At 41.3% G+C, this 23,617-nt stretch carries 22 protein-coding genes; 13 read left to right on the top strand and 9 right to left on the bottom strand.

From position 1 onward, the window contains the following. Positions 1 to 11 precede the first annotated feature (11 nt). Both A37S_RS0112625 and A37S_RS0112620 read left to right on the top strand, forming a co-directional pair. Complete coding sequence (locus A37S_RS0112625) at positions 12 to 662, top strand: hypothetical protein (RefSeq protein ID WP_028297299.1); 651 nt, start codon at positions 12 to 14, stop codon at positions 660 to 662. Positions 663 to 689: 27 nt separating this feature from the next. Further along, a complete protein-coding gene (locus A37S_RS0112620) occupies positions 690 to 1,658 on the top strand; it encodes a hypothetical protein (protein ID WP_028297298.1) in 969 nt (322 codons plus the stop codon). Positions 1,659 to 1,752: 94 nt separating this feature from the next. Here A37S_RS0112620 and A37S_RS0112615 read toward each other — a convergent pair whose 3' ends face one another. Then, on the bottom strand, positions 1,753 to 2,679 hold the full coding sequence (locus tag A37S_RS0112615; RefSeq protein ID WP_028297297.1) for a glycosyltransferase family 2 protein: 927 nt from the start codon (positions 2,677 to 2,679) through the stop codon (positions 1,753 to 1,755). Between the two features lie 179 nt (positions 2,680 to 2,858). On the opposite strand from A37S_RS0112615, the gene A37S_RS0112610 reads away from it, so the two are divergent. From A37S_RS0112610 to A37S_RS0112560, 11 genes are all read left to right on the top strand, one after another. Beyond that, positions 2,859 to 4,037, top strand: a complete 1,179-nt coding sequence (locus A37S_RS0112610) for a glycosyltransferase family 2 protein (RefSeq protein WP_028297296.1) — start codon at positions 2,859 to 2,861, stop codon at positions 4,035 to 4,037. Between the two features lie 63 nt (positions 4,038 to 4,100). Next, positions 4,101 to 4,718 (top strand): response regulator transcription factor, encoded by a 618-nt coding sequence (locus tag A37S_RS0112605; protein ID WP_028297295.1) that lies wholly within the window; start codon positions 4,101 to 4,103, stop codon positions 4,716 to 4,718. 127 nt (positions 4,719 to 4,845) lie between these two features. Then, positions 4,846 to 5,244, top strand: coding sequence for a response regulator (locus A37S_RS0112600; RefSeq protein WP_036602401.1), 399 nt, complete (start codon positions 4,846 to 4,848; stop codon positions 5,242 to 5,244). A gap of 72 nt (positions 5,245 to 5,316) precedes the next feature. Then, positions 5,317 to 6,354, top strand: a complete 1,038-nt coding sequence (locus A37S_RS0112595; protein WP_036602399.1) for a sugar transferase — start codon at positions 5,317 to 5,319, stop codon at positions 6,352 to 6,354. A gap of 79 nt (positions 6,355 to 6,433) precedes the next feature. After that, a complete protein-coding gene (locus A37S_RS0112590) occupies positions 6,434 to 7,729 on the top strand; it encodes a nucleotide sugar dehydrogenase (RefSeq protein ID WP_028297292.1) in 1,296 nt (431 codons plus the stop codon). A gap of 72 nt (positions 7,730 to 7,801) precedes the next feature. Further along, positions 7,802 to 8,602: a glycosyltransferase family 2 protein gene (locus A37S_RS0112585; RefSeq protein ID WP_028297291.1), complete on the top strand. Its 801-nt coding sequence runs from the start codon at positions 7,802 to 7,804 to the stop codon at positions 8,600 to 8,602. Positions 8,603 to 8,607: 5 nt separating this feature from the next. Further along, positions 8,608 to 9,387, top strand: a complete 780-nt coding sequence (locus A37S_RS0112580) for a glycosyltransferase family 2 protein (RefSeq protein ID WP_028297290.1) — start codon at positions 8,608 to 8,610, stop codon at positions 9,385 to 9,387. A 1-nt stretch (position 9,388) separates the two neighbouring features. Beyond that, positions 9,389 to 10,258, top strand: a complete 870-nt coding sequence (locus tag A37S_RS0112575) for a glycosyltransferase family 2 protein (protein ID WP_036602393.1) — start codon at positions 9,389 to 9,391, stop codon at positions 10,256 to 10,258. A gap of 3 nt (positions 10,259 to 10,261) precedes the next feature. Continuing rightward, positions 10,262 to 11,215: a hypothetical protein gene (locus A37S_RS0112570; RefSeq protein ID WP_211229789.1), complete on the top strand. Its 954-nt coding sequence runs from the start codon at positions 10,262 to 10,264 to the stop codon at positions 11,213 to 11,215. Continuing rightward, positions 11,212 to 12,540 carry a flippase gene (locus A37S_RS0112565; protein ID WP_028297287.1) on the top strand — a complete coding sequence of 443 codons (1,329 nt, stop codon included), beginning with the start codon at positions 11,212 to 11,214 and terminating at the stop codon, positions 12,538 to 12,540. The genes A37S_RS0112570 and A37S_RS0112565 overlap by 4 nt, the downstream gene beginning before the upstream one ends. Beyond that, positions 12,537 to 13,355, top strand: coding sequence for an alpha-1,2-fucosyltransferase (locus tag A37S_RS0112560; RefSeq protein ID WP_028297286.1), 819 nt, complete (start codon positions 12,537 to 12,539; stop codon positions 13,353 to 13,355). The genes A37S_RS0112565 and A37S_RS0112560 overlap by 4 nt, the downstream gene beginning before the upstream one ends. A 4-nt stretch (positions 13,356 to 13,359) precedes the next feature. Here A37S_RS0112560 and A37S_RS0112555 read toward each other — a convergent pair whose 3' ends face one another. From A37S_RS0112555 to rfbD, 8 genes are all read right to left on the bottom strand, one after another. Continuing rightward, on the bottom strand, positions 13,360 to 14,562 hold the full coding sequence (locus A37S_RS0112555) for a glycosyltransferase (RefSeq protein WP_028297285.1): 1,203 nt from the start codon (positions 14,560 to 14,562) through the stop codon (positions 13,360 to 13,362). Further along, positions 14,559 to 15,179 carry an acyltransferase gene (locus tag A37S_RS0112550; RefSeq protein ID WP_028297284.1) on the bottom strand — a complete coding sequence of 207 codons (621 nt, stop codon included), beginning with the start codon at positions 15,177 to 15,179 and terminating at the stop codon, positions 14,559 to 14,561. Before A37S_RS0112550 ends, A37S_RS0112555 begins: the two co-directional genes overlap by 4 nt. A gap of 12 nt (positions 15,180 to 15,191) precedes the next feature. Continuing rightward, positions 15,192 to 16,364: an acyltransferase family protein gene (locus A37S_RS0112545; RefSeq protein WP_169719492.1), complete on the bottom strand. Its 1,173-nt coding sequence runs from the start codon at positions 16,362 to 16,364 to the stop codon at positions 15,192 to 15,194. Between the two features lie 115 nt (positions 16,365 to 16,479). Further along, positions 16,480 to 17,943, bottom strand: a complete 1,464-nt coding sequence (locus A37S_RS24615; protein ID WP_084163888.1) for an O-antigen ligase family protein — start codon at positions 17,941 to 17,943, stop codon at positions 16,480 to 16,482. 5 nt (positions 17,944 to 17,948) lie between these two features. Further along, entirely contained in the window at positions 17,949 to 19,163 is a 1,215-nt protein-coding gene (locus tag A37S_RS0112535; protein ID WP_084163887.1) for a glycosyltransferase, read from the bottom strand. Between the two features lie 3 nt (positions 19,164 to 19,166). Beyond that, a complete protein-coding gene (locus A37S_RS0112530; RefSeq protein WP_028297281.1) occupies positions 19,167 to 21,326 on the bottom strand; it encodes an exopolysaccharide transport family protein in 2,160 nt (719 codons plus the stop codon). Further along, entirely contained in the window at positions 21,313 to 22,026 is a 714-nt protein-coding gene (locus A37S_RS0112525) for a TolC family protein (RefSeq protein WP_028297280.1), read from the bottom strand. Before A37S_RS0112525 ends, A37S_RS0112530 begins: the two co-directional genes overlap by 14 nt. Before the next feature lie 46 nt (positions 22,027 to 22,072). Then, positions 22,073 to 22,924: a dTDP-4-dehydrorhamnose reductase gene (gene rfbD / locus A37S_RS0112520; protein ID WP_028297279.1), complete on the bottom strand. Its 852-nt coding sequence runs from the start codon at positions 22,922 to 22,924 to the stop codon at positions 22,073 to 22,075. Between the last annotated feature and the right edge of the window lie 693 nt (positions 22,925 to 23,617).

Below are 23,617 nucleotides of genomic sequence, written 5' to 3'. Positions count from 1 at the left end.
TATTAGAGTATATGAAGAATATCAAAAATAGACTTTGCTGGTCTACACTCATCTCATTCGCACTCATTTCATGTGGCGGATCGGGCTCATCGGAACAACAGGAAGGAGCAACTAAAACGGCGGGGATTACCGATGCCATCAAGGGAGCAAACCAACTAAAAAAAGCAGCAGACCGCATGGGCGATATAGAAGCACTTCAAAAGAAACTACAGGAAACCACTCCCATCTCCAAAGAGGCCTTGCGAACGGCCATTCCAGAAAGTCTTTTAGGCCTCAAGCGTACCAAGCTGACCTTAGGTGAAGCCCAGTTGTTCAATATCAACTCTGGCTCTGCCGAATATACCGATGAGGCTTCGGGAAAAGAAATATCTTTTTCGATTACCGACGGTGCCGGCGAGATGGGAAGCGCCATGATCATTACCTCTAGCTATGCCCTCAACATGGATATGGAAGAAGAAACCAAGGACGGATTTAAACGAACCGAGGAAATCAAAGGCAATCGTGCCACCGTAGAGCAGTCCAAGGACTATGATGGCAATCCCAGATCGGAAATTACACTCCTGCATGCAAATCGCTTTCTCCTTTCTTTTAAAGGTACGAACATAGATCTTGCAACACTGAAAAAAGCTATTGACGAAGTTGACCTGAGCACGCTAAAATAAGATTGTTGCCCTCGAACGACACGAGATATGAAAAACATTTTTGCCACGTTCCTTGCCATTTCACTGTTCCTGCTTGTAAGCTGTAGTAAAAAGGATGATGCCCAACAACCAGAACTTCCTACCGAAACAACTCCTTTTACGGAAGGCACCATCAAAATGGGCATGTACAGCCATGGTGTCGACTTAGGCTATTTCATTGAACGCCTCGACTTCTCCAAGGACGATGTTCACGAACAGTTTCTAGCGCTTGCACAAGGTGCAGGAGATGGCCAAAACATGATGGCGCTTCTTCAGGAAGTGGGACAAACAAATCCATTTGTGGCACTGAGCCTGATGCTGAACGCCAATATATGCACCTATTATATCAAGGATAATGTCGTGCTGGGAAAGGCCACCGGTTTTGGCTATGAGCTCGACAACTACCACGATAAAGGAAATGATGAGGGTAAGGTTTTCCTCCGCACCTTGGTCAATTCACCCGACATAGCGGAAGAAGACCGCGAACTGTCTTTCAGCTATGTCCCTTCCACGGATTTGGGAGTAGGAAGCGGAGGAACCGTAGATCATACGCTATATGACCGGCAAACGGAAACAAACAAGGAAACCGTAGCGGGATACGTTTGTGACGTATCCACCTATACACTCAAATCAGCGTATATTTCAGAAACAGATCCAAATAATCCGCTCCCCCAATCGCCCCAGCTCTATAAATTGGTGACCTACACATCCAGCTTATTCAACAACACCATCAATTTCACCCATCCTTTTTATTTGCCGGAAGACCATGGCATATTGCAATTGGAAATCTATTACGAAGATTCGGCCGAGCCGACCCTTGTGATGAAACCAACGGAAATTATCCAGAGACCGATAGCCCAAACCGAAATGCAAATCACGGTAAAAGATCCCGTTTACACCTTCAATGATGCGGAAGTTGCCTGGAAAGCCTTAGCCATATTGTTCAGCGGATGGGGCGCATTGAACATTGACAATTGAAAACAATAAAATAAAAATATCAGATTGGCACTCTGGAAAAATCCCTGAATTTTGGTATTTTATATAATAAAGCTCAGCTTGTCTATAGGTTGAGCTATTGCTGCTTTCTTACGGGATCAAACAAGTGCATGACATTCCACATGACTGCCTTTAGCAGGGCAACTATGTGACTATATTGCCTTTTTCTCATATAAACCAGCGTGTTACGCATGCAGACAATCGTACAGAAGTATAAAAAGAAACATACAAACTGCAAGAAATTGGCATTTCGCCGCGCAAACAGTATTCTGTTCCTGTTCATATAATAGGTCTTCAGGACGCTTTCCCTTCCTACCGAAAGCGATTCCCGGTGATAGATCAGGGCATGTGTATCCACCCAACATTGATAACCGGCCTCTTTGATCCGCTCGCACCAGTCCATTTCCTCATAATAGAGAAAGTAAATTTCTGGCATTAGTCCCGCTTTTTTAAGAGCACTTTTTCTAACCATCATGGCAGCACCATGAATATAGGAGGTAGGGTATACCTTATTCTTGTATTGCCCTTCATCATCTACCCGATAACCCATACATGAGTTTCTCATGGTATAATAGTTCATCTTTGTGAAGCCTACATATTGAACCAGGGCACTTGGCTCGTAATAGTTGATCTGTGGTGACAGCATGCCAATCTCCTCATTTGCTTCCATTGTGTCCATCAAGGTTTCTACTAAACCCTTGGTAAAAATGGTATCGTTGTTCACAAAAAAAACATATTTCCCCCTTGCCTGCCGAATGGCCAGATTATTCCCCCCAGCAAAGCCTAGATTTCGTTCCGATCGGATAAAGCGGATTGGAGATGAGGTATATCGTCTCTTCCAATCGGGAATGGGATTCTCGGTACTCCCGTTATCTACAACAATCACCTCACATGTCCTTTTGCCTCTTGCACCAAATATCGATGAAAGTAAGTCCTCTGTGACAGCAGCCCGATTAAAATTGACTGTGATAATGGAAACGTCTACAAAATCAGTTGGCGGCATTACTTCAATATGAAAGCGTGTTCTTGCAAAAAAAGCAACCCTAATATAGAAAATTCCCCACAAATAGGACTGCTATTTTTACATTTCATATATAAAAATCATTATTTTTTCATTTTAACTTCCTATCTGAAAAATTGATACTGTACTTTTGCAGGAAGCTCATTGCAAATCATGTTCGTATGGTGTTATTATTTTGGATTGCCGTATTTATCGTTTTTTACTCTTTTATCGGATATGGTATCCTTCTCTACGTAATTACAAGGCTGAAAAGACTGGCTTCTTCCTCTTATAAAAAAAGTCATTCATTTGAAGTAAATCATGATAGCCTGCCTACTTGCACCTTGATTATAGCAGCCTATAATGAGGCGGGCTGTTTAGAAGAAAAAATCAAAAACTGTCAGTCGCTAACATATCCAAGGGGGAAGCTGCGTATACTTTTCGTCACTGACGGTTCTACCGACGACTCTCCGGAGATTATATTGAAACATTCCGATTTATTGCTGTTGCATCAGGATAAAAGAGAAGGAAAAATCATAGCGATAGATAGGGCCATGCAACATGTCAGCACTGAAACAGTGGTCTTTACAGATGCCAATGCTATTCTAAACAAAGATGCACTCATCAATATAGCCAAACACTATGACAACTTTTCGGTAGGAGCTGTCTCGGGCGAGAAACGAGTAATATCGCGTGCCCCTGACGAGGATAGCGGAATCGGCGAGGGTATCTACTGGAAATACGAATCGACGTTAAAAAAATGGGATAGCGAGCTATACAGTGTTGTAGGCGCCGCAGGAGAGCTTTTCGGCATTAAGACCCACCTCTATACGAAGCTTCCACATGACACCATTTTAGATGATTTTATGCTATCCATGACCATAGCAAAAGCTGGTTACCGCATCGTCTATGAGCCCGATTCGTATGCAACAGAAACAGCATCTATCAGCATCAGAGAAGAACTAAAAAGACGAATACGTATAGCTGCTGGGGGCATTCAGTCCATATCGCGACTCAAATCCCTATTCAATCCATTCAAACACCCGATTTTAAGCTTTCAGTATATCAGTCATCGTGTATTGAGATGGACCATCACCCCTTTCTTACTTCCCGTTATTTTTTTCACAAATATCTGGCTGTACCAAGATAATCCGTCTAAAGTTTATGCCGCCCTTCTGCTGGTGCAATCTATATTTTACCTTTTAGCTCTTGTGGGAATGTACTTTCAGCGAAAAAAGGTTAAAATCAGGCTTTTTTTTATCCCATTTTATTTCTGTGTCATGAACTATGCCGTAGTGATGGGCATAATCAAATATTTCAGAGGCACACAGTCTAGTGTTTGGGAGAAAGCAAAAAGATGACACGCAAATAGCTGCATTTGATTATATTTGTAACTGTTTATTAACTAAAGCGCTCTTCAGGTTATGGTTTATGTAGGTATAATAGATGATGACAAGTTGATAAGAACCATTGTTCAAAAAATTTTAGATAGTGATCCTGCATACAAGGTATCGTTTGAAATCGACAGTATCTCAGATTTATATTCCCTTCCGAAAACTCAAGTTCCAAACGTCGTATTATTAGATATACAAATGCCTGATATAGATGGTATTGAAGGGATCCAACATGTATTAAATCTCTATCCGAAAACAAAGATAATCATGCTTACGGCAATGATCGACAAAAAGAACATTGTACGTGCCCTACAAAATGGTGCTTTTAGCTATTTAAACAAGGAAAATATCTCTACAGATATCAAAAAGGCCATTGAAGATGCCTTGAATGGCAAGTCCAACCTAAGCCAATCCGCCATGAACGTATTGGTCAATTATCTGCGCGAAAGTCGAAATATACTAACCGTATTGTCCAGCAGGGAGCAAGAAATAGCTCTATGCTTGGTGGACAATCTTTCTTATAAAGAAATAAGCGATAAACTACAGATATCCATCGATACGGTACGTACGCATATAAAAAAGATTTACAGCAAACTCATGGTTAACAAGAGAAAAGAACTCATAGAAAAAATAAAAAGCAATACTTAACAAACACAAATTTGCTGAACCAAGAAGAAACTTATCAACTGAACACCTATATATCACGTTATATATCATTGAATTGCTGAACAAATCGCATTTATCATATGCTTTAAACCATTGGCAGAAAGTATAGATGAAACGAACAATCATGAAACAACTTATACTTGCTATAGACGATGCCCAGATAATGCAACTTTTACTAAAAAACGTCCTTTCTAGTAAATATAATATCGTCGTAAAACATGATGGTGAAGAGGCACTAGAATGGTTGATGGAAGGTAATTATCCAGACCTGATCATTGCAGACCTGCATATGCCATTCTTAAATGGCAAAATCTTTATCGAAAACTTGCAAGTGAGCGGACTCTGGCGAGATATTCCCATAGTAATACTCACTTCGGCCACTGATGCAGAAATAGCAGATTTGGGAGAGAAAACAAAGTTGCTTATTCGAAAACCTTTTAACCCAAGATATTTACATGAAAAACTAGATCAGTTGCTATCGGTAAACAAGCAACAAACTGACAAATAGCTATATTTTTTATTTTATAGCGCTATTCTCTGAAAAAACAGAACAATGAATTAAAAAAACAGCAACCATTTGATGAAGATCGTTTACCAAGGAAACTGCTTTTTTTCTGAAATTCAACATCGGATTCCTCCAGATGTTCTCATTCACATACAAAATGAGGAACAGCTTTTTCAATACTTGGGAAAACTTGACCTCTTGGAAACCCCTTCACTCATTATCCTTGAAACATGCCAAGAAACCGATTTCGCGATCGTGGGAATAATTAGGAGCCTGCCTCTAATAAACCGAGTCCCCATCATTATATTGGGCAACCAACCTTTGACCATAACAAAACGACGTGCAGCTGTGCCATTGAAATTTCAGGACTATTATGCCATACCAATCCCTTATGAAGATTTGGTAAAACGTATTTATTTCTTAATCCGCTTTACATCGAAAGACCGCCAATCGTACATGATGGATAAAAATAACATCAGGAGATATAAATTCCCTTTTACAAAAAGACTTTTCGACGTCAGCATTTCAGTGTTTCTCTTAACTGTATTTCTCATACCTTCTTTTCTGATAGCTATTGCCATTAAACTCACCTCTCCCGGACCTGTAATATATAAAAGTAAGCGTGTAGGGAGGGGTTATCATATTTTTGATTTCTATAAATTCAGAACCATGCGGCAGGATGCAGACAAATCCCTTGCTGATCTAAAACCCTATAACCAATATGTCAGTGACGGCTCCAATAAGGAAGCCACTTTTATCAAAATCCAAAATGACCCCAGGGTAACCAAAATAGGCAGGCTCTTGCGCAAAACCAGTATAGACGAACTCCCGCAACTCCTGAATGTAATTAAGGGAGATATGAGCTTGGTAGGCAACAGGCCCCTGCCCTTATATGAGGCAGAAATGCTTACATCCGACCAATGGGCCGAACGTTTCTTGGGGCCTGCCGGTCTAACAGGGCTATGGCAGATCAGGAAGGATAGAGAAAATGGCATGTCTGAAAAAGAACGAAAGGAATTGGACAATTACTATGCGCGACATTTTTCCTTTTGGTTAGATTTCAAGATCATAGTCAAAACCATTCCTGCACTTTTCCAGAAAACAGACGTCTGAACTTGAACTAGAAGAAAAGTCATTTCTTCTTTTTTTATGCTAGGAACTTTACCTTCGCCTAATCTAATTTACTTAATTGATGGAAAAAGCACTTGTTGCCAATCTCAATATTGCGGTCGTCGGCCTCGGTTATGTCGGCCTCCCTTTAGCAATCTCTCTGGCAAGCAAATATCCGGTAACGGGATTTGACATAGATCAGTCGCGCATTGCTGAATTGTTGCAGGGCAATGATCATACTTTGGAAATAAATCCCGAAACCCTACATGATTTTTTGATTTCGGCAAAAGAGCGGCAAAGCCGACTCACAAACCGCATCGAGGAAATCCGCCACTGCAATTTTTATATCGTAACAGTTCCCACACCAGTGGACAAACAGAAGTCGCCAGATTTAGAACCCCTGAGAAGGGTGAGCAAAATGATTGGACAGATATTGAAACCAGGTGATATCGTAGTTTACGAATCAACGGTCTACCCCGGAGCTACGGAGGAGGAATGCGTACCCGTATTGGAAAGCACCTCCGGCCTAAAATTCAACCAGGATTTCCACGTGGGCTATTCACCCGAGCGGATTAATCCCGGAGACAAAACACATACTTTCAGCAATATCCTAAAAATCACGTCGGGATCAAATCCACAAGCTGCAAAAGTCATAGACCAAGTATATAATTCCGTCATCACAGCCGGCACCTATATGGCTCCTTCCATCAAGGTTGCGGAAGCTGCCAAGGTAATCGAAAATGCGCAAAGAGATGTAAACATTGCCTTTGTAAACGAACTGGCCAAGATATTCAACAAACTGGATATAGACACCCATGAAGTCCTTGAAGCTGCCGGCACAAAATGGAATTTTTTAAAATTCAAACCCGGTCTAGTAGGCGGTCATTGTATTGGGGTAGATCCATACTATTTAGCCCAACGTGCCCAAAAAGCAGGCTATCACCCAGAAGTGATACTCAGCGGAAGACGTACGAACGATGGCATGGGAGAATACGTAGCACATGAGATCATCAAGCTCATGGCTTTAAAGAACGTCCATATAAAAGGTTCGAGAGCTCTTATCCTGGGCTTTGCATTCAAGGAAAACTGCCCTGATATAAGAAACACAAAAGTGTACAATGTGGTCAGCACACTCCAGTCTTTTGGCATTCATACCGATGTATACGATCCATGGACCAATCGACAAGAGGTAAAAAAAGAATACCAAATAGACCTTTTGGAAGCGCTAAAAGAGGAAAGCCGATACGACTGTATCGTATTGGCAGTAGGACACCATGAATTTAGGGATTTTCCCCTTCAAAAGTTCAAAGCTAGTGGCACAGTATGCTATGACATAAAGGGTATATGGCCTAAAGAATGGGTAGATGGCAGGCTATAAGGTATTAAAGCCCTATTATTTTTTTTTCATAACTTTACCCGTACCATTTTTGTTTTGGATTGTAGCCTCTGTATGACTAGTCGAACGCATCATTTTCCTGAAGTAGCTTTACTGATCACACATTACAATAGGCCCAAAAGCCTTTCTAGGTTGCTACAGCTGTTCGTAAATTATGGGATATCTTTTGGCGAAATCATTGTTTCTGACGACCACAGTGATCCTGGCAATCTTGCGGAACTTTTGCGATTGCAAAAGACCTTTCAATATCAGCTCATCACATCGGAGGTCAATCGTGGTCTTGCGGACAACATCAACAAGGGACAGCGGGCGGTTTCCCTTCCTTACACCTTATACATACAGGAAGATTTCGTCCCAAAAGTAGACTTTGCAACCAATTTTCGTGACGGGCTATCCTGCATGATAGCCGATGACTCCATCGATATTATCCGATACTACGGCTATTTCCCCTACCCTTATACAAAGGTTTACGATGGTTCCTTTTTGGAAATGAGGTTTAAATGGTATTATTACGGCTATATGAAATTCTATCAGTACAGTGATATGCCCCACCTGCGAAAGAGCTCCTTTCTTGAGAAATTTGGTTTATATACCGCGGGGAACAATAGCGATGCGACCGAATATGCCATGTGCCTATCCTTCTTGAAAAAAAAAGGCAGAGGGCTCATATACAAGAAAATAAACAGCAATTTTGACCATGCAAACAACGATGAAGAACCTAGCACAGCCGATTTCCGCTCTTCGTGGAAAACAAGCAGCAACGTCTTCGTAAGAAGCCTTCGCTGGTTGTATCTTCAACTGAAAACCTGCAAATTCCATTGGGATTATATTTCCATGAAAATAAAAGCTCGTTAATGGACATGGAGGTAGGGAAGGATCTTTTTTTTGACCGAGTGACACTGCTTATCACGCATTACAACAGGCCGCATTCCCTGCTGCGGCTCTTACAACAATTCGATGCCCTGCAGATGTCCTTTGCCGAAATAATCATTGCCGACGATGGCAGCAAACCCGAGAATTTGCATATGATCGACCTCCTATGCGACAACAAAAAGGTCAGGATACTAACCACTACCCATAATAAAGGTTTGGGACATAACATAAACAAGGGCCAAGATGCCGTACGGACACCTTATACCTTGTATGTACAAGAAGATTTTCTACCTACTCCCTTATTCAGAAAAGAGTTTGCCGTGGCCATATCGCTCTTGGAGCAAGATCATTCGATAGATATTGCACGTTTCTTTGCCTATTTCAAATACCCTTGCCTTACGCCCTATAAAGCCGACTTCCAATTGATGCTTTTTAAACCCTATTCTTTTCTGTCTTCATACCGCAAGTTCTATGCCTATAGCGACCATCCTCACCTACGAAGGAAAGATTTTTTCAGTAGATTTGGACGATATGTAGAAGGTGAAAGAGGTGATAAAACGGAATATAAAATGATGATGTCCTTTTTGAAAAACAAGGGAAAAGGTATTGCCTATGTAGACCACCAAGCACTCTTTGAACAATGCAATACCGAAGAGGAGCCAAGCACCATGAAGAGAAGCGGGTTACGAAATTCACCTAACTTATTCATTGCATGCATACGACACATTTATAGGCACATAAAGTTCAACCTCGATTACTTTTTTTGATATGCTTTTTTCTCTGCCATCCTGGGTATCCAGAAACCTCTATCCCGAAAAGTCCTTCGCCACATTGACAAAGCCAGAACTCGATGACTTAAAAGAAAGGCTACAGCGATTTCGGGTTGCTGCGCCTGAGGTTTCGATCGTTATCCCTGCATGGAATGAGCAAGATCAAGTCTTCAGGGCTTTGTCATCCCTGGCTTATTCTTCCACGCGGCGGTCGGTGGAAATCATCGTCATCAACAACAACTCGACAGACAATACCAATGTGCTTTTGGACAAGCTTGGGGTAATCAACTACCTTCAATCCAAACAGGGCACTCCCTATGCTCGACAGCTTGGATTGGAAAAAGCACGCGGGAAATACCACTTATGCGCGGATTCCGATACCATATATCCGCCAGATTGGGTAGATTTGATGATCCAACCTATGGAAGAAAACGAAAAAACGGTAGGGGTATACAGTCGCTATTGTTTCATTCCGCCAATAGGAAAAAGCCGCTTGCCTTATTTGCTTTATGAAATGATTACCGGTATTTTCATTCGAATCAGAAAAAGGAAAATGGAATATATAAACGTGCTGGGGCTCAGCATGGGGTTTGTTACCGAGGTAGCTCGACGCACGGAAGGCTTCCAGGTGAATGAAGCCAGGATGTACGACAATGCGTTAGGTAGCGCGTATTTCGTAGACGAGGCAGAAGACGGACGCATGGCCATGCGGCTTCTGGAAAAAGGGAATCTAGCCCTAGTGCACAATCCCAGAGCCAAGGTGTTTACCTCCTCACGCAGACTGGAAGCAGAGGGGGGGCTGTGGAACGCCTTCTGGCACCGCTTTACGGCACATACCAAGAAATGGAAAGAATACATTAAGGGATAGCGCATGTTGAGGAAATTGCTATTTAAACTTACAACTGCTTACGTATGGATAAAGCATGGCCATGTTCCGGGCATATACCGCTATTTTTATCGCGATACATATTACTGCAAAATACACCAAGCGAAGTACTTCTTCGCCGACTACGTGCGAAAAAAAAAATACAAAGTTTTGGAATTCAATGGCGAATTTGCCCCCGAGCTTTTATTTGTCGCGCCCTTTGCCTATTGGCATTACCTCAATGGAACCTTAAAGCAAACCAGAGGATGCAAGTATACCAGTCCACTGTATTACTTTTCTCCAGATCATCAAGAAATATTCGAGAAGAGGGATCCGGCAAACAACTACAATTATGAGATGCCCAGAATACTTTTCAGCCACGATTACAATATCAGGAAGTGGGCTCCCGTGCCATATGCGGAACATTTTGCCAATGACTTATTTCGCTACGAGAAACCCATACTGGTCATCGCCAACAGATACAACATGGAATGGGATGGCCCTCCGATCAGCTTTTTCAGCATTGAACGACTAGACCAGATAATCACCTTGTTAAAGGCCGACTATCAAATCATCTACAATAGACCGCGACCAAATCAGATTACCGGAGACAACAGCGAAATATATGACCTAGAGGAGCTTGATTGGTTGAGACAAACACACCCAGACGTCATTTTGATGGAAGATCTTTACCGAAAACACCAAGAATCGGTTAGCAGCTTCAATCATATGCAGATGCTGGTGTACGCCAATACCAGGCATTTTATATCTACGCATGGAGGAACGGCAGCACTCGCCTGTTGTTTTGGAGGCGTCAACCTCATTTTCTCCAAGAGAGGCGAAGAACACTACTTTCATTGTTTTGAAACCATATATGCCAAATTGTCCGAGGTAAAAATTGTGGTAGTCAAGGAAGACGAGGAGCTTTATCCACAGATCAAAAAGGAGTTTCTACCATGAAAAGCAATTATTGGATCAAATCGGGATTCATCAATTTGATGCAAAACGGCATGAATGTGCTGTTGGCTTTCTTGAATTTCATGTTGTTGATACGTATTCTCAGTAAGGAAGAATACGGAGCATGGGTCTTATTGGTTGGCACCGTTAGTTTCCTGGAAATGTTGCGAAACGGACTGGTACAAAATGCCTTAGTGAAGCATTTAGCAGCTGGTACTGAACAAGAAAAAAAACGGATACTTACTTCCTCCTTAGCCATCAGTCTCACGGTTACGTCCATTCTCATCCTATTGGTTTTGGCACTCGGCCCATTTTTGAGCCGCATTTATGCTTATGAAGATTTCGGTGCTTTATTATGCCTGTATATGATCGTCTTCTTTGTTTCTGGACTACAAAATATCATGAACGCAACCGAACTCGCTAATTTCAGCTTTAAAGGCAATTTTGTTTCCATTACAGCAAAGCAAGCCATCTTGCTCCTATTTGTGGGATATTGCTATATCTATAAAGTAGTGCCCAGTCTACGCCAGTTGCTCTATTTGCAAATTGGCTCGGCTATTCTCTGTACCTATTTTGCGTGGCTGGTTACCAATCGACACCTACATTTTAGCAGGTATTTAGATTTCCATTGGGTAAAAAAGCTCTTAAATTTTGGCAAATATTCCTTTGGAAGCTCTATCAGTTCTTCATTGGCAAACAATATCGATCAATGGATGCTTGGTGCTCTCCTGTCCAAATCTGCAGCGGCATCCTACAACTTGGCGATTCGCATCACCAACCTGGTAGAAATCCCAACCAATGCCATGGCCACCATCGTATTTCCACAGGGTGCCAAACGTAGCCAAGAGAAAGGCAGCTCCTCAGTGAAATATTTATATGAAAAATCTGTAGGCAGTGTCCTCGCCCTGCTCGTACCGGCTATGCTGGGCATATATATCTTTGGCGATCAAGTCATCCATTTACTCGCTGGCGCTACCTACGAAGATGCCGCTCCCTTGCTGAATATCACTTTGCTGTTCGTCATATTCATTCCTTACGGACGACAAGTGGGCATCATGCTTGAGGCAGTGGGAAAAGCGAAAACGAACTTCTTCCTCGTTCTGGCCACGGCAAGCATAAACATCGTCCTCAATTTCACCTTCATACGTCATTTCGGTATACTTGGGGCCGCGTACGCTACCTTAACAGCCAATATCATAGGCTTTATTCTATCTCAATATATGTTGCATCGAATGTATAAAGTAAACTGGTGGGCTCCCTGGATCTATGCTTGGCAGTTCTATCCAAGCCTAATCGATAAATTATTCCTAAATAAAGAAAAGAAATGATTGGCGTAGAATTTAAGGGCCGTCTTGGCAATCAGTTGTTTCAATATTGCTTTTGGCGTTATCTCAAACAGAAGAACCCAAAGAAATATTACTTTTTCCTCTATCCAAATCACGCTTATTTTCAGCGCTATTTCTATATTGGATGGCTCCCCAACATGCTTTTTCACACCAAGCTTTATACCTTGATAACGAAATTGATCACTCAGATTTTTACCTTCAAACACATTTATCACGTTAATTTCCTAGCGCCTAAACCTGTTGAACCCGGCTACCGGGAGATTTATCACGGCTATTGGCAAACGGATTATTACTATCGGCAATTGGAAGAGCGGAACAAGCCACGCTTAAAAAGAAAGTATATAACGCTCTTTAACGATAGCTACGGTAAATATTTCTTCGATGACGCTAAAAAAAATATTGCCGTACACATCCGTCTGACGGACTACAAAAACCACTATAAAAGAGACCTGTCCCTCCCAATGACGTATTACGAAAGGCAATTGAAGGAGTTGGGCGATTTGGACAGTTATCGAATCTTTTTCGTAAGTGACGATATAGCAACGGTCAAGTCCTTTTTTGGAAATCGTCAAAACTATTTCTACTCAAATAACAGTGAAATTATTGACTTTCAAATTATTATGAACGCAGATATAGCCATTATATCCAATAGTACTTTCTCTTGGTGGGCAGCATACTTAAGTACGAAAAAAGGACAACAGGTGATTGCTCCCAAATATTTTCTTGGCTTCCGCATGGGAAAGGAGTTTCCAAAAGGCATCATGACAACAAAGTTCCGGTGGAAGACCGTAGAATAAGAACTTAGCCCAGCTTTTCAGTTATCAGATCAGCCCATGCCTTTGCCCGTTCATCCCATGTGTTGTATTTAGCTATTGCTACTCTCCTTTCTACGTCCGCTACCCTATTTTGCTGTAATGACCTTTCTATTGCCATGGAAAACTCCTCGGCAGTATCCACATAGACAACCACATCTTTTGTATATTCTTTCAAATCGGGATTAAATTTGGTTGCAATGACCGGCTTTCCAGCTCCTAGGTACTCAAACAATTTGAGCGGAAAAACCGTTGCACTCACATCATTTTTCTTGAAGGGAATCAAACAAACAGCAAATCCCTTCAACAACTGGGGCAAAGATTCATAGTCTATCCGCCCTATCAAATGTAAATTTGGCTGCCTGAAGATCCAATCGGGTACCACCTCCCAAGCTATCGGGCCTGCAAAAACAAAATCGTACTGTCTGTTTCGTCCAATCAATTTCTCCAGCAGATCGTAATCTAGCCTTCGTTCTATATTGCCTATATAGCCAATAATGGGTTTCTTTAGTTCGCGGACGACATTCAACACGTTCAGATCTGGTTCCAGCGATTTCATACTGTGCTCCACCTGCGCAGCATTTGGCATGAAATAGACATTGGGGTTAAATTCCCCTTTTAATCGACAGAGCTCACGACTCGTGCATACCACCAAGTCACTTTGTTTCACTACTTTATCCTCCGAAACTACGCCGTGTTTTGTGTCATATCGTGTTACCAGGGCATCCACACATTGATATATCCGCAATATGGGAGACAAAAATAGGCCCACATCGGGATAATGAAAATTGAAAGAATTGATGAATACATAGTTACTTTGTCCTTCCTCTTGCAGCAATTTTCGAATATGACCGGCAATCCGACGCTGGTTAACCCTTAAGAAGAATCGATATAACTTACCTTCCGGCAAAAAATGGATGGATAAAAGTGGAGGTATCACAATAATAAGCAGATTCTTTATGCCGCTGTCCAAGATCGATCGCCGCTTGAAAAAGAGGCGCCACCTTCTTCTTAGATGCATCTGCTTGCGCTCTTTCCACAAGTCCTTTATAGTATAAGGATTCTCTATGTAATACACCGTTGTATATTGCGCCAAGCTCTTGGCGGTATTAAAGCTAGTGGACTCATATATTCCGTCATAGCGAACGGCACCTAGAAAAACGATTGCAGGCAAAGACGCTCCTTTCATCATATCCTGTCCCATAATTGAGTCGCCTCGTTCCAACGCTTGATTGCTCGTGCTGGATTGCCCACCACCACGGTATATGGGAGTACGTTTTTGGTAACGACGCTTCCTGCCCCCACAATGCTATGCTTGCCAATATGCACACCAGCCACAATAGTGGAATTTGCGCCAATCCATACATCGTCACCTATTTCTATTTTACTGACAGAAAGAGGCTGCTGTGAAGGAGAAAGCGTTATGTCCTCGTATCCATGGTTGATACCAGAAATGACCACATGTTGGGCAAGCATCACGTTATTACCTATCATCACAGGACCTATAATCACGTTGGATAGCCCTATAATTGTACCGTTTCCAATGGTCAGAGGCCCCACTGCGTTATTAAGTACCGAGAAATCCTCTACCAAACTATTGTCCCCAATACTGAAGGGCTGAAAAGGAAAAAGATCCCGGCGCACACTCCTGCGAATACGGGAATCCTTCCCTTTTTGATGAAACCAGGAATTCAACAAGGCCAGTACCCACCACCTAGGTTTAAAATCACCTTTTGGGATCAAAAGCCTATGAGCCCACTTTTTCCCGTTCGGATTGTTTTTGACTGTGTGGATTAACTTTTCGAACATGTTGTCTGCAGATCAATGCCTATTAGCGAATAAAGATAAGACCCTTCTTTTGAAATGTAAAGGCCAATCTTTGTCCATACAGGGCTTTTCGATAACTAGGTAACCCAATGTGCCCACAACCAATACAAAAGGCAAGAATAAGGCTAATTGGAAAAGTAAATTGACCGTAAAATAAGGCCCGACATGGATGTCTTTGGTAAAATGCACCATCAATTCGGCCAAAGGTAAATGAATCAAATAGATGGTATAACACATGCCACCTATGGAAGTAACCCAAGGGTTGACGACGAAACGATTGACCCATATCCCCTTAAATACGGAACAAAACAGTAAAAACAGGGAGGCAATAACCAACAATCGACTTGCAAGTTCATAGCTCCAGCTCCAGGAAAACAGTAGGCCCAGCCCTGCTACCAATGTCAGTATATCAAATAAATGATTGCGCCTGATCTTTTGCCATTCCAACAAATAGATATCCGCCAAAAGAAAACCCAACAGGAAATAGTGCAGATGTCCCAGAATATTAAAGCTCCAAGGATTGGCATAAAAATGGAGAAGCTGCTGAACCACCATGAATCCGACAAGTCCACCAATAAGTACTCCCCTTCTTACCATATTTTTTTTAATGCAAAAAAACATTCTGGCCAGAAATGGTGCAATTATATAGAATTGAATCTCTATCTCTAGCGTCCAGGTAGATGGGTTGAAAGGAGACCATTTATTAAATATCACAGTATGAGTATAGCTGATACTGGCCAAAAAATGCGGAATATACTTTAGGAAGCTTGCATGATTGACCAACAAGAAAACGACGAACAAAACCGACATCCAAAAAAGAAAAGGCGGTTCCAGCCTAGTAAGCCTTCTCCAATAATAATCTTTTAAAAGCGGCCTACGAGTCCCTTTCAAATAATGCGATGCAAATGGAAGCACCAAGATGAAACCACTGATGACAAAGAAAATATAGATTCCCAGAAAGCCTCGGGAAGTCACAAAAGACGAGGCTTTATCGATCGGCAAGTCTACAAAATGGTTATTAGTATGGCGTTCAAAACGTTCGCTCAGGTGCTGCACGAGCACGGGGAAAATGGATAAGAAACGCAGGCCGTCGATTTCATAAATAATCTTTCTTCCCGACGTAACGCGTTGTAGTTTCTGCGGCAAATACCGTAGCAAATTGTTCACATCAAAAATCTAAATTTAATTCATCTTGCTCCTATCATCAGTCGCTTTGTAGCCACTGATCAACCCTGCCACAAGGCAGATCAAAGATGGGATTATAAGGATTTCAAAAGGCATTTTACTTGTCTTTTTGTTTCAAACTAACATATTCGTCTTCCTTTTTCCCATCCATGGCAGGAGACAGTACCACATAGCTCCAAGATAGATACAAAACGATGCAGGATGGAACTGAATTCATCACTTCATTGCCATAGCTACTGACAAAAAGGCCAACGGTTCCAGCAGTCAGCGCAATGATCTTCACACGCAATTTCTCATCTCTCAAATTCCATGAAATGCCACAACACTTACCAATGATATAACAAATGATACTAAACCAAATAACCAGTCCCACTACGCCATACATCACCCATATCTTTACCCAATAGCTATCTGGCGGAATACTGGCAAGTGGATTACTGGAATTATAAAGCGTCCCATTTGCTCCTGAGACACCCAATCCACCACCAAAAGGAAGGTCTTCCATCAATTCAGCTAGTTTCTTCTGGTTTTCCAATCTGGCTTGGAATGATAGATCATTAAAGTCCAATGCTGTTCTCAATCGTTCAATTTGATAACTACTGCTACCTATACTGGTATATTTCAAAAACACGACAAAACCAACGACCATGATGGTACCGATAAATAGGGTCTTAAAGTTTTTCGTCAGCAACAACCACACCATACCGCCAGACATCAAGGTAAAAAAGGCTCCCCGCGTACCTGAAATGAGCATGCCTATCAGGAAAATGGCCGACAATAGAACTAAGATAAACCTTATCTTTCGTGAGAAAGGTCCAAATGACAGGATAATTGCCATCAATGCCATATGCGCTTGAGAAGCCCCAAACTGTCCAGCATCCGTAAAGAATGAGAACATACGTAGTCGCCCAAAAATGACATGCGTAAAATTTGCGCCATTATTTAGCCACAATTGCTCCATTTCCGAAACACCAAACAAATATTGCTTTATGGCATACAGAGATGCCAGCAGGGATAAGGAAAATATAGCCAAGAAAAACCTGTTCAAGTCCTTTTTCCTATTGAATAAAACAAATGCCAGCGGGGCAATCATAATCCAATTCAGTGCGGTAAACCGAAACTCTGCCAACCAACCTTTGATGCTCGCATCCGTTGGATTTACGACCTGAAACACGCTTATGATAAACCAGACCAAGATCAACGCCATATAATCGTTGCTGAGGTTCTCCCAGTGATACTCCTTGCGTTGCACCAATATCGAAAGCCAGGTAACACCCAGTATAATCTCCATGCCAGGTCCCAACGACGAAATGCCCAAATTACGCATGATGCCTGGCAGCATAAAACAATAAATCAGATATAAACAAAAACCCAGCCTAGGGTCCCTGAAAACGAATATAAGGATAATGACAGCTATAGGAGCCGCCAAAGCGAAAGCAAACGCACTCGTCAATGATGTAATGGTCAACACACTGATCAATGAAACGGAAAGAAGCACAAATGCAACAAACAAGAGTGTTCTTAAATTTGGTTTATCCCCGTCAGAAAAAGTTGAGAACATATGCCTTATCCGTTAAAATTTTTTAATTCACCCACGCTATGATCGGTATATGCCGATCTACGATTTGCATTTCTGGAATACAACAATGCTTTTACCTGAAGATACATAAACAAAGGAATCCTTTTCAAGGAACGATATATCCTGCCGTTGGCATCTTCCTCTCGCAACGCCGTAAAAAAACCTAGTACAAAAAACACCAAGCTGATCGCCCAAAACAGGCTCAATGAAAGGTTTATGAAACTATTGAACAACAATCCCACAAAAGCAAATAACACCAACAAAAACAATGGGGGTCTCAAAAGAGCAAGTGAAAAAAGTACTTGATTGACATTGGCTTTTAACAGACCAGTGCCCAAAAGACTAATTCCATGATACGAATACCTAAACCAGCTATTGATCCATCTTGCTCTTTGAAATACCAGCTGTGAACCGCCTGCGGTCTTGGTATCCCATACAAAGGCATCCTCCACATAAGCAATTCGCTTTCCACTCTTGACAATCAAGAACTGCAATACTTTGTCAAATCCCGCTCCTTTTATATCGTCAACACCCGAAAAACTGGCTATATATGCGCTCGTATTGAAAGCCATCCCAGATCCCGTCAAAGTGGCGGAAGAACCTAGATCAAAAAGGATCCGTCCATCATAAACACGGTAATAGACATCTCTGGCTGCATCTAGGCAGGCGATATCCGTATTAACGTTTTTTGGAAGTCGCACTCCTTGCAAGGCCTCATACCCTGAATAGATGAAAGGTAAAGTAGCGTCCATAAAACAGGAATCCATCAGGTTATCGCTATCCAAGATACAAATCCAATTATGGTCCCTCACGAATCTGGCAATGGCATACCTATGTGACCCTACGTTAGATTGCAGGTGTTGTTCAGGATACAACACACTAACGCGAGGATCATCGTACGCGAAGTTTCTCTCTTGGCAGGCATCTATCACCACGTAGACGTGGAAATGCTTATAACGGCTCTGAAGCACAGAAGCTATCGCTGTTGATAGCTGATGCGTCTGCTCATAGGCCGTGATGATAATAGCGTAATCTACTTTAGTTTCTTGCTGAGAAAGTACGCTAGGCAAAATGACGGGTCGCTTGCCTCTCATTCTCCAAATCGAGTAGAAAATGAAAGGCAGAAATAGGTGAGCACCCACTACAAGCTGTAGAGCAACCAAGCTAGCATGCAACAAGCACTCTCCCCAAAAGACTAACATATCCTACGATTTTGCTTTCACTTTCGTCATAATCCAGCCGCCAAAATTATTTCCTAGGCTTCTATAATATTCGATCATCTGCTCCTTTTTACTGTCAATCGACTGATCCGCCTGAAAAACAGCCACTACCGTACCACCGATATGGTACCATTCCTTGGCCTCGTTCTTTTTCACCAATGGGCCAGATTCAATAATTATAAGATCAAAAACCTCCTGAAACTTAGCAAAGACCTCATCAATGGATGTTTTAGGAGCCACTTCATAGAGTGATTCGTCATTTCCTTGATTACCCAATATTTTCAGCAATGGCTTTCCATACTTTATATTATCATAGTCTATATATTTTTCCTTATTGAGGTAGTCTTCAATATAATCCGTCAATCCCAATTTTTTGGTTATGCTCGAATGCGAAAAATTGCCATCTATGAGCAATACCTTCAGGCCTGTTCGCAGATAAGCATAGGCCACGCTCAAACTGATGAGCGTTTTTCCTTCATTGGGCATCATACTGGTGATGTACATGATCTTGGAAGGAGGTACCATGGCATTCAGCGCTTCAAAACGAAACGCTCTCAGTGCATTTTTGAAAGACAGGGCCTCGCTACTGGTTGTATTTCCTTCCCATACCTGCTGTATGTCCAGTGAAGGATCACTGATACGGCTGAATGAGCCCAATACTGGAAGCTTTGTGGCACGCTGAAGCTCCAGCGGAGTACGAATGGTATTGTCAAGAAGGAATATAATAAACAGCACCAACAAGCAGAAGAACAAGCTGACAACACCCGAAAACACGATATACAACACCTTCTTAGATGGTTCGGCCTTGTTGGGAGAGGCTGGCTCTACCAAACGCACTTTCGTTGCCGTCTTATTTTGCAGGTTAACCTGATTATATTTATTCAGTGCATCCAAATAGGCCTGCCCAGCAATCATAATATCGTTTTCGTACGATTGAATAACGGCTTCATGGGGCACAAGTCCTGTGAATTTCCTGTTCAATCGTTCCAACTCTTCGTTAATAGATTCCGTACTGTAAAAAGATTTATCACCTTCCACCTGCAATTGCAATTTTTTGCCTATCAAGTCGCTTTTTGCAACTAACGGATTGTATGGATAATTCTCAGAAGCTGCGGTTACCAAGCCTTCCAAATGCTTCTTAACGGAATCAATCTGCTTCTTGATATTGGTCTTGAAACCACTTTCTACATATTGCCTAGTCAATAAATCAATCTGCTGCTGGTCGTTTACGATTTGTTGGTTCAAACCATATATAGAAGATTCGTAATAACCCAAAGTCTTGGGGTTAAACTTTTGGTCAATTTTGCTGACAGCACCAGCAGAAGATACCACGCTTTTTCTATTTGCTTCCCGAAGACTTTCATAGTCAGCAATTTGACCATTCAGCGTTTTACTTTGGTCAGCCAAATTAAGGATGCCTTTTTGAATTTTATAATCTCTTAACAAGCGCGTCAAACTGTCTAGCTCAAATCTCCGCTGCTTCACTAAATCTCCTAGAAAATCGGCAGAATTATTCTGGCTATCTTTCAATAACGAATTATAGTACCTGGTAAATTCTTCCGCTACGGCATTGGCCACAAAAGCAGAAAGTTGCGCATTCTCGGAAGTAAACTCAATATTTATATAATCACTATTTTGTATCCTGAATTTTTCCAATTTGCTCCGTAGGCTCTTGACATCGTACTTCATTACCTCTGCAAATTCAGTCAATACTTTATAGTCAGCAGAAGCTTTGATATCTTTCAAATCACTAGGTCTTTCATAAAGCCGATCTATCACATCCATCAGCTCTAGCCTTTTCTTCCCCGGAAAATCAAACTTCTCCGGAATCTTACGGAAAGGAACAGGATTGCCTAAATCGTGTCTCAGCAGGCGATATGTGACCATATTCAGTACAGAGCTTTGCTCCATAATACTCAACATATTGCTAAACTGTTGATTGACTGCTTGGTCAGAAAGCTCATCTCTCGCATTGATAATATTTTGAGTCCGATCTACCAGACCGGCTGAAATTTGCGCGTTGGACTTGTAAACATCAGGCAAATTCTGAACCAGGAAATAGGTAATCACTACCGCAGCCAAAGGAATCAATACCAACAGGTACTTATTCTTTAACAAAAGCTTAAAATATTTAGTTATCTCCATTGTGTAGTTGAATTTTTATGACTGTGTCTAAAGGTACTCCTATTAACTCCTCCAAGTTGGCAACGCTAGTGAGGTAATCCTGTTCAGCTATAATCCTATCTATGCTGTGCTGGGTTACGTCACTGTTATATTTTATCAAGTCCTCAAACGACACCTCTCCTTTTTGATATCGAAAATTCATGTCCTTTTGCAGGGTCGCTGCATCAATACTGGCTTTCATCCGAACGTTAAGCATGTTTTTTGCACCAATAAGTGCGTAATACCTATTCTTCACTTCCTTTGTTAAGGATAGGACATATTCCTCGCCGTTTAATTCCGCAAAATCCTTGAACAATTTAGCTTTCTTAATTTCCGATGGTGTTTGCAACAATGTGCCTACGTTGAGCATTATCCCAAATTGAAAGCCATTGAACATAAAGAATCTATCGTCAGTCCCAGCCCAGCTCCATGAAGGTGTGTAATAATACATGATCGATAGCGGCTTAAACCACCCCAATTTAGCACTTGTTATTTCCACGTTGGCAATATCCACTTGTTTGCTCATAGCGTGGATTTTTGGATAGTTTTCCTTGGCAGTGTTAATCAGTGTTTCCAGATCCTCATAGGACACCTCCTCAAGCATGCTCTGTGATTTGACAGGAATACACCAAAGCATCGCTACCGCCAACAGAATCAACCATTTATCGATTTTCAAATTCATACAATAAAAAAGTCTATTTTTAAATATTACGACCACCTATAAGCAATTATTTTTTTACTAAATTCTTTAAACAAATACGCAAACTGTCACGCCAATGAGGAATGTGTTCACCAAAAGTTGCTATTACCTTGGATTTGTCCATCACGGAATTAAAAGGCCGCCTAGCCCTAGTAGGATACTGGCTTGTCTTAATTGCACTTAAGTTTATTTTTTTTTCTCCTAGGTCAAAAATGGAGTGCGCAAAATCGTACCAACTGGCTACCCCCATATCACTATAATGGTATAGCCCGTAGGTTTCGCTTTTGGACGATATTAAATTAAGGATGAAAGCCGCCAAGTCCATCGCATAAGTAGGTGTTCCTACCTGATCACTCACTACCGATAACTCGTTTCTACTATCTGCAAGTCTTAGCATCGTTTTCACGAAATTGCCGCCATACTCCGAATAGAGCCAACTTGTACGCACGATAAAATATTTGCTGTGTATGGCACGGATATTTTCTTCACCTTCCAGTTTGCTAGCACCATATACGCCCTGGGGTTTGCATTCATCATCTTCTGCCAATAATCCAACCTTATTGCCTTCAAACACAAAATCAGTCGAAATATGTATTAACTTTGAGTTATATTCTTTGGATAATATGGCTAGGTTTTTTACGGCATGTGAGTTGATGGCATAGGCAAGGTCTATTTCGTCTTCTGCCTTATCGACAGCAGTGTAGGCGGCACAGTTGACCACGACGTCAGGTTTAAGTTTTTCAAACAAATGCCTCAATTGATCAGCCTTTGTTACGTTGCCTTCATCTGAGGATAAGAAAACATAATTGGGGTTCCCTTGAACTTGCTCCGCTAAGCACTGCCCCAACTGTCCGCTCCCTCCAAAAACTACTGTTTTCAAGTTTTCAGTTTTAGATTATTTATGCAATTATAGCAAATAAATAACAATTTTAATATTCAGGAACAGTAATTTCTGCCCTCGCATTTTTCGAAATTTCCCTATCGAACCACAAAAACTCTTGAACAATGGTTCAAGAACCTGCAACCCGATATAATCCTTCTAAAATCAAGATACATCAGTCTGCCTGACCTTAGAAGTAACTTTTTACAGATAAATTTCGTGTTGAAAAAATAAACTTCCAGAAAGAAGAAAATATGCCGCCATACTAGAAAAAAGAAAATGATAGAAATATAACGAGCCCTCTCTAAAGTATATTTTCTCCATACACAAAAAACTACCTACAAAATCATTGGAAAAACAAAAAATACTAAACAAAAAAACAAAAAACAAACTAATAAAACAAAAATTAATTTTATTTCTATCAAAATAAAAAACAATATGTGATAAAAATGTGATAACAAAAAGAAAATAAACTTTGGAACTTCCTGCTCAAACAGAAGAAATGATAAACTTTTAGCTTAATTTATATCGGCAACTGGGGGGGGGGGAGGTAATCCTTAAAGGTGTATCGATATTAAACATAACGATAATGTCAACAATGTCTATCTGACAATTGCCTTTGGCGATATAATAGGTAGTGAAAGGCACACAAACAAAAAAACCTAAAAAAAGAATGGGCAGACTTTTTTTAGG

It is taken from the genome of Olivibacter sitiensis DSM 17696 (assembly GCF_000427965.1).
GTDB lineage: Bacteria > Bacteroidota > Bacteroidia > Sphingobacteriales > Sphingobacteriaceae > Olivibacter > Olivibacter sitiensis.
Note: the sequence above shows the minus strand (reverse complement) of the source record. Positions and strands in the feature narration are given on the sequence as shown.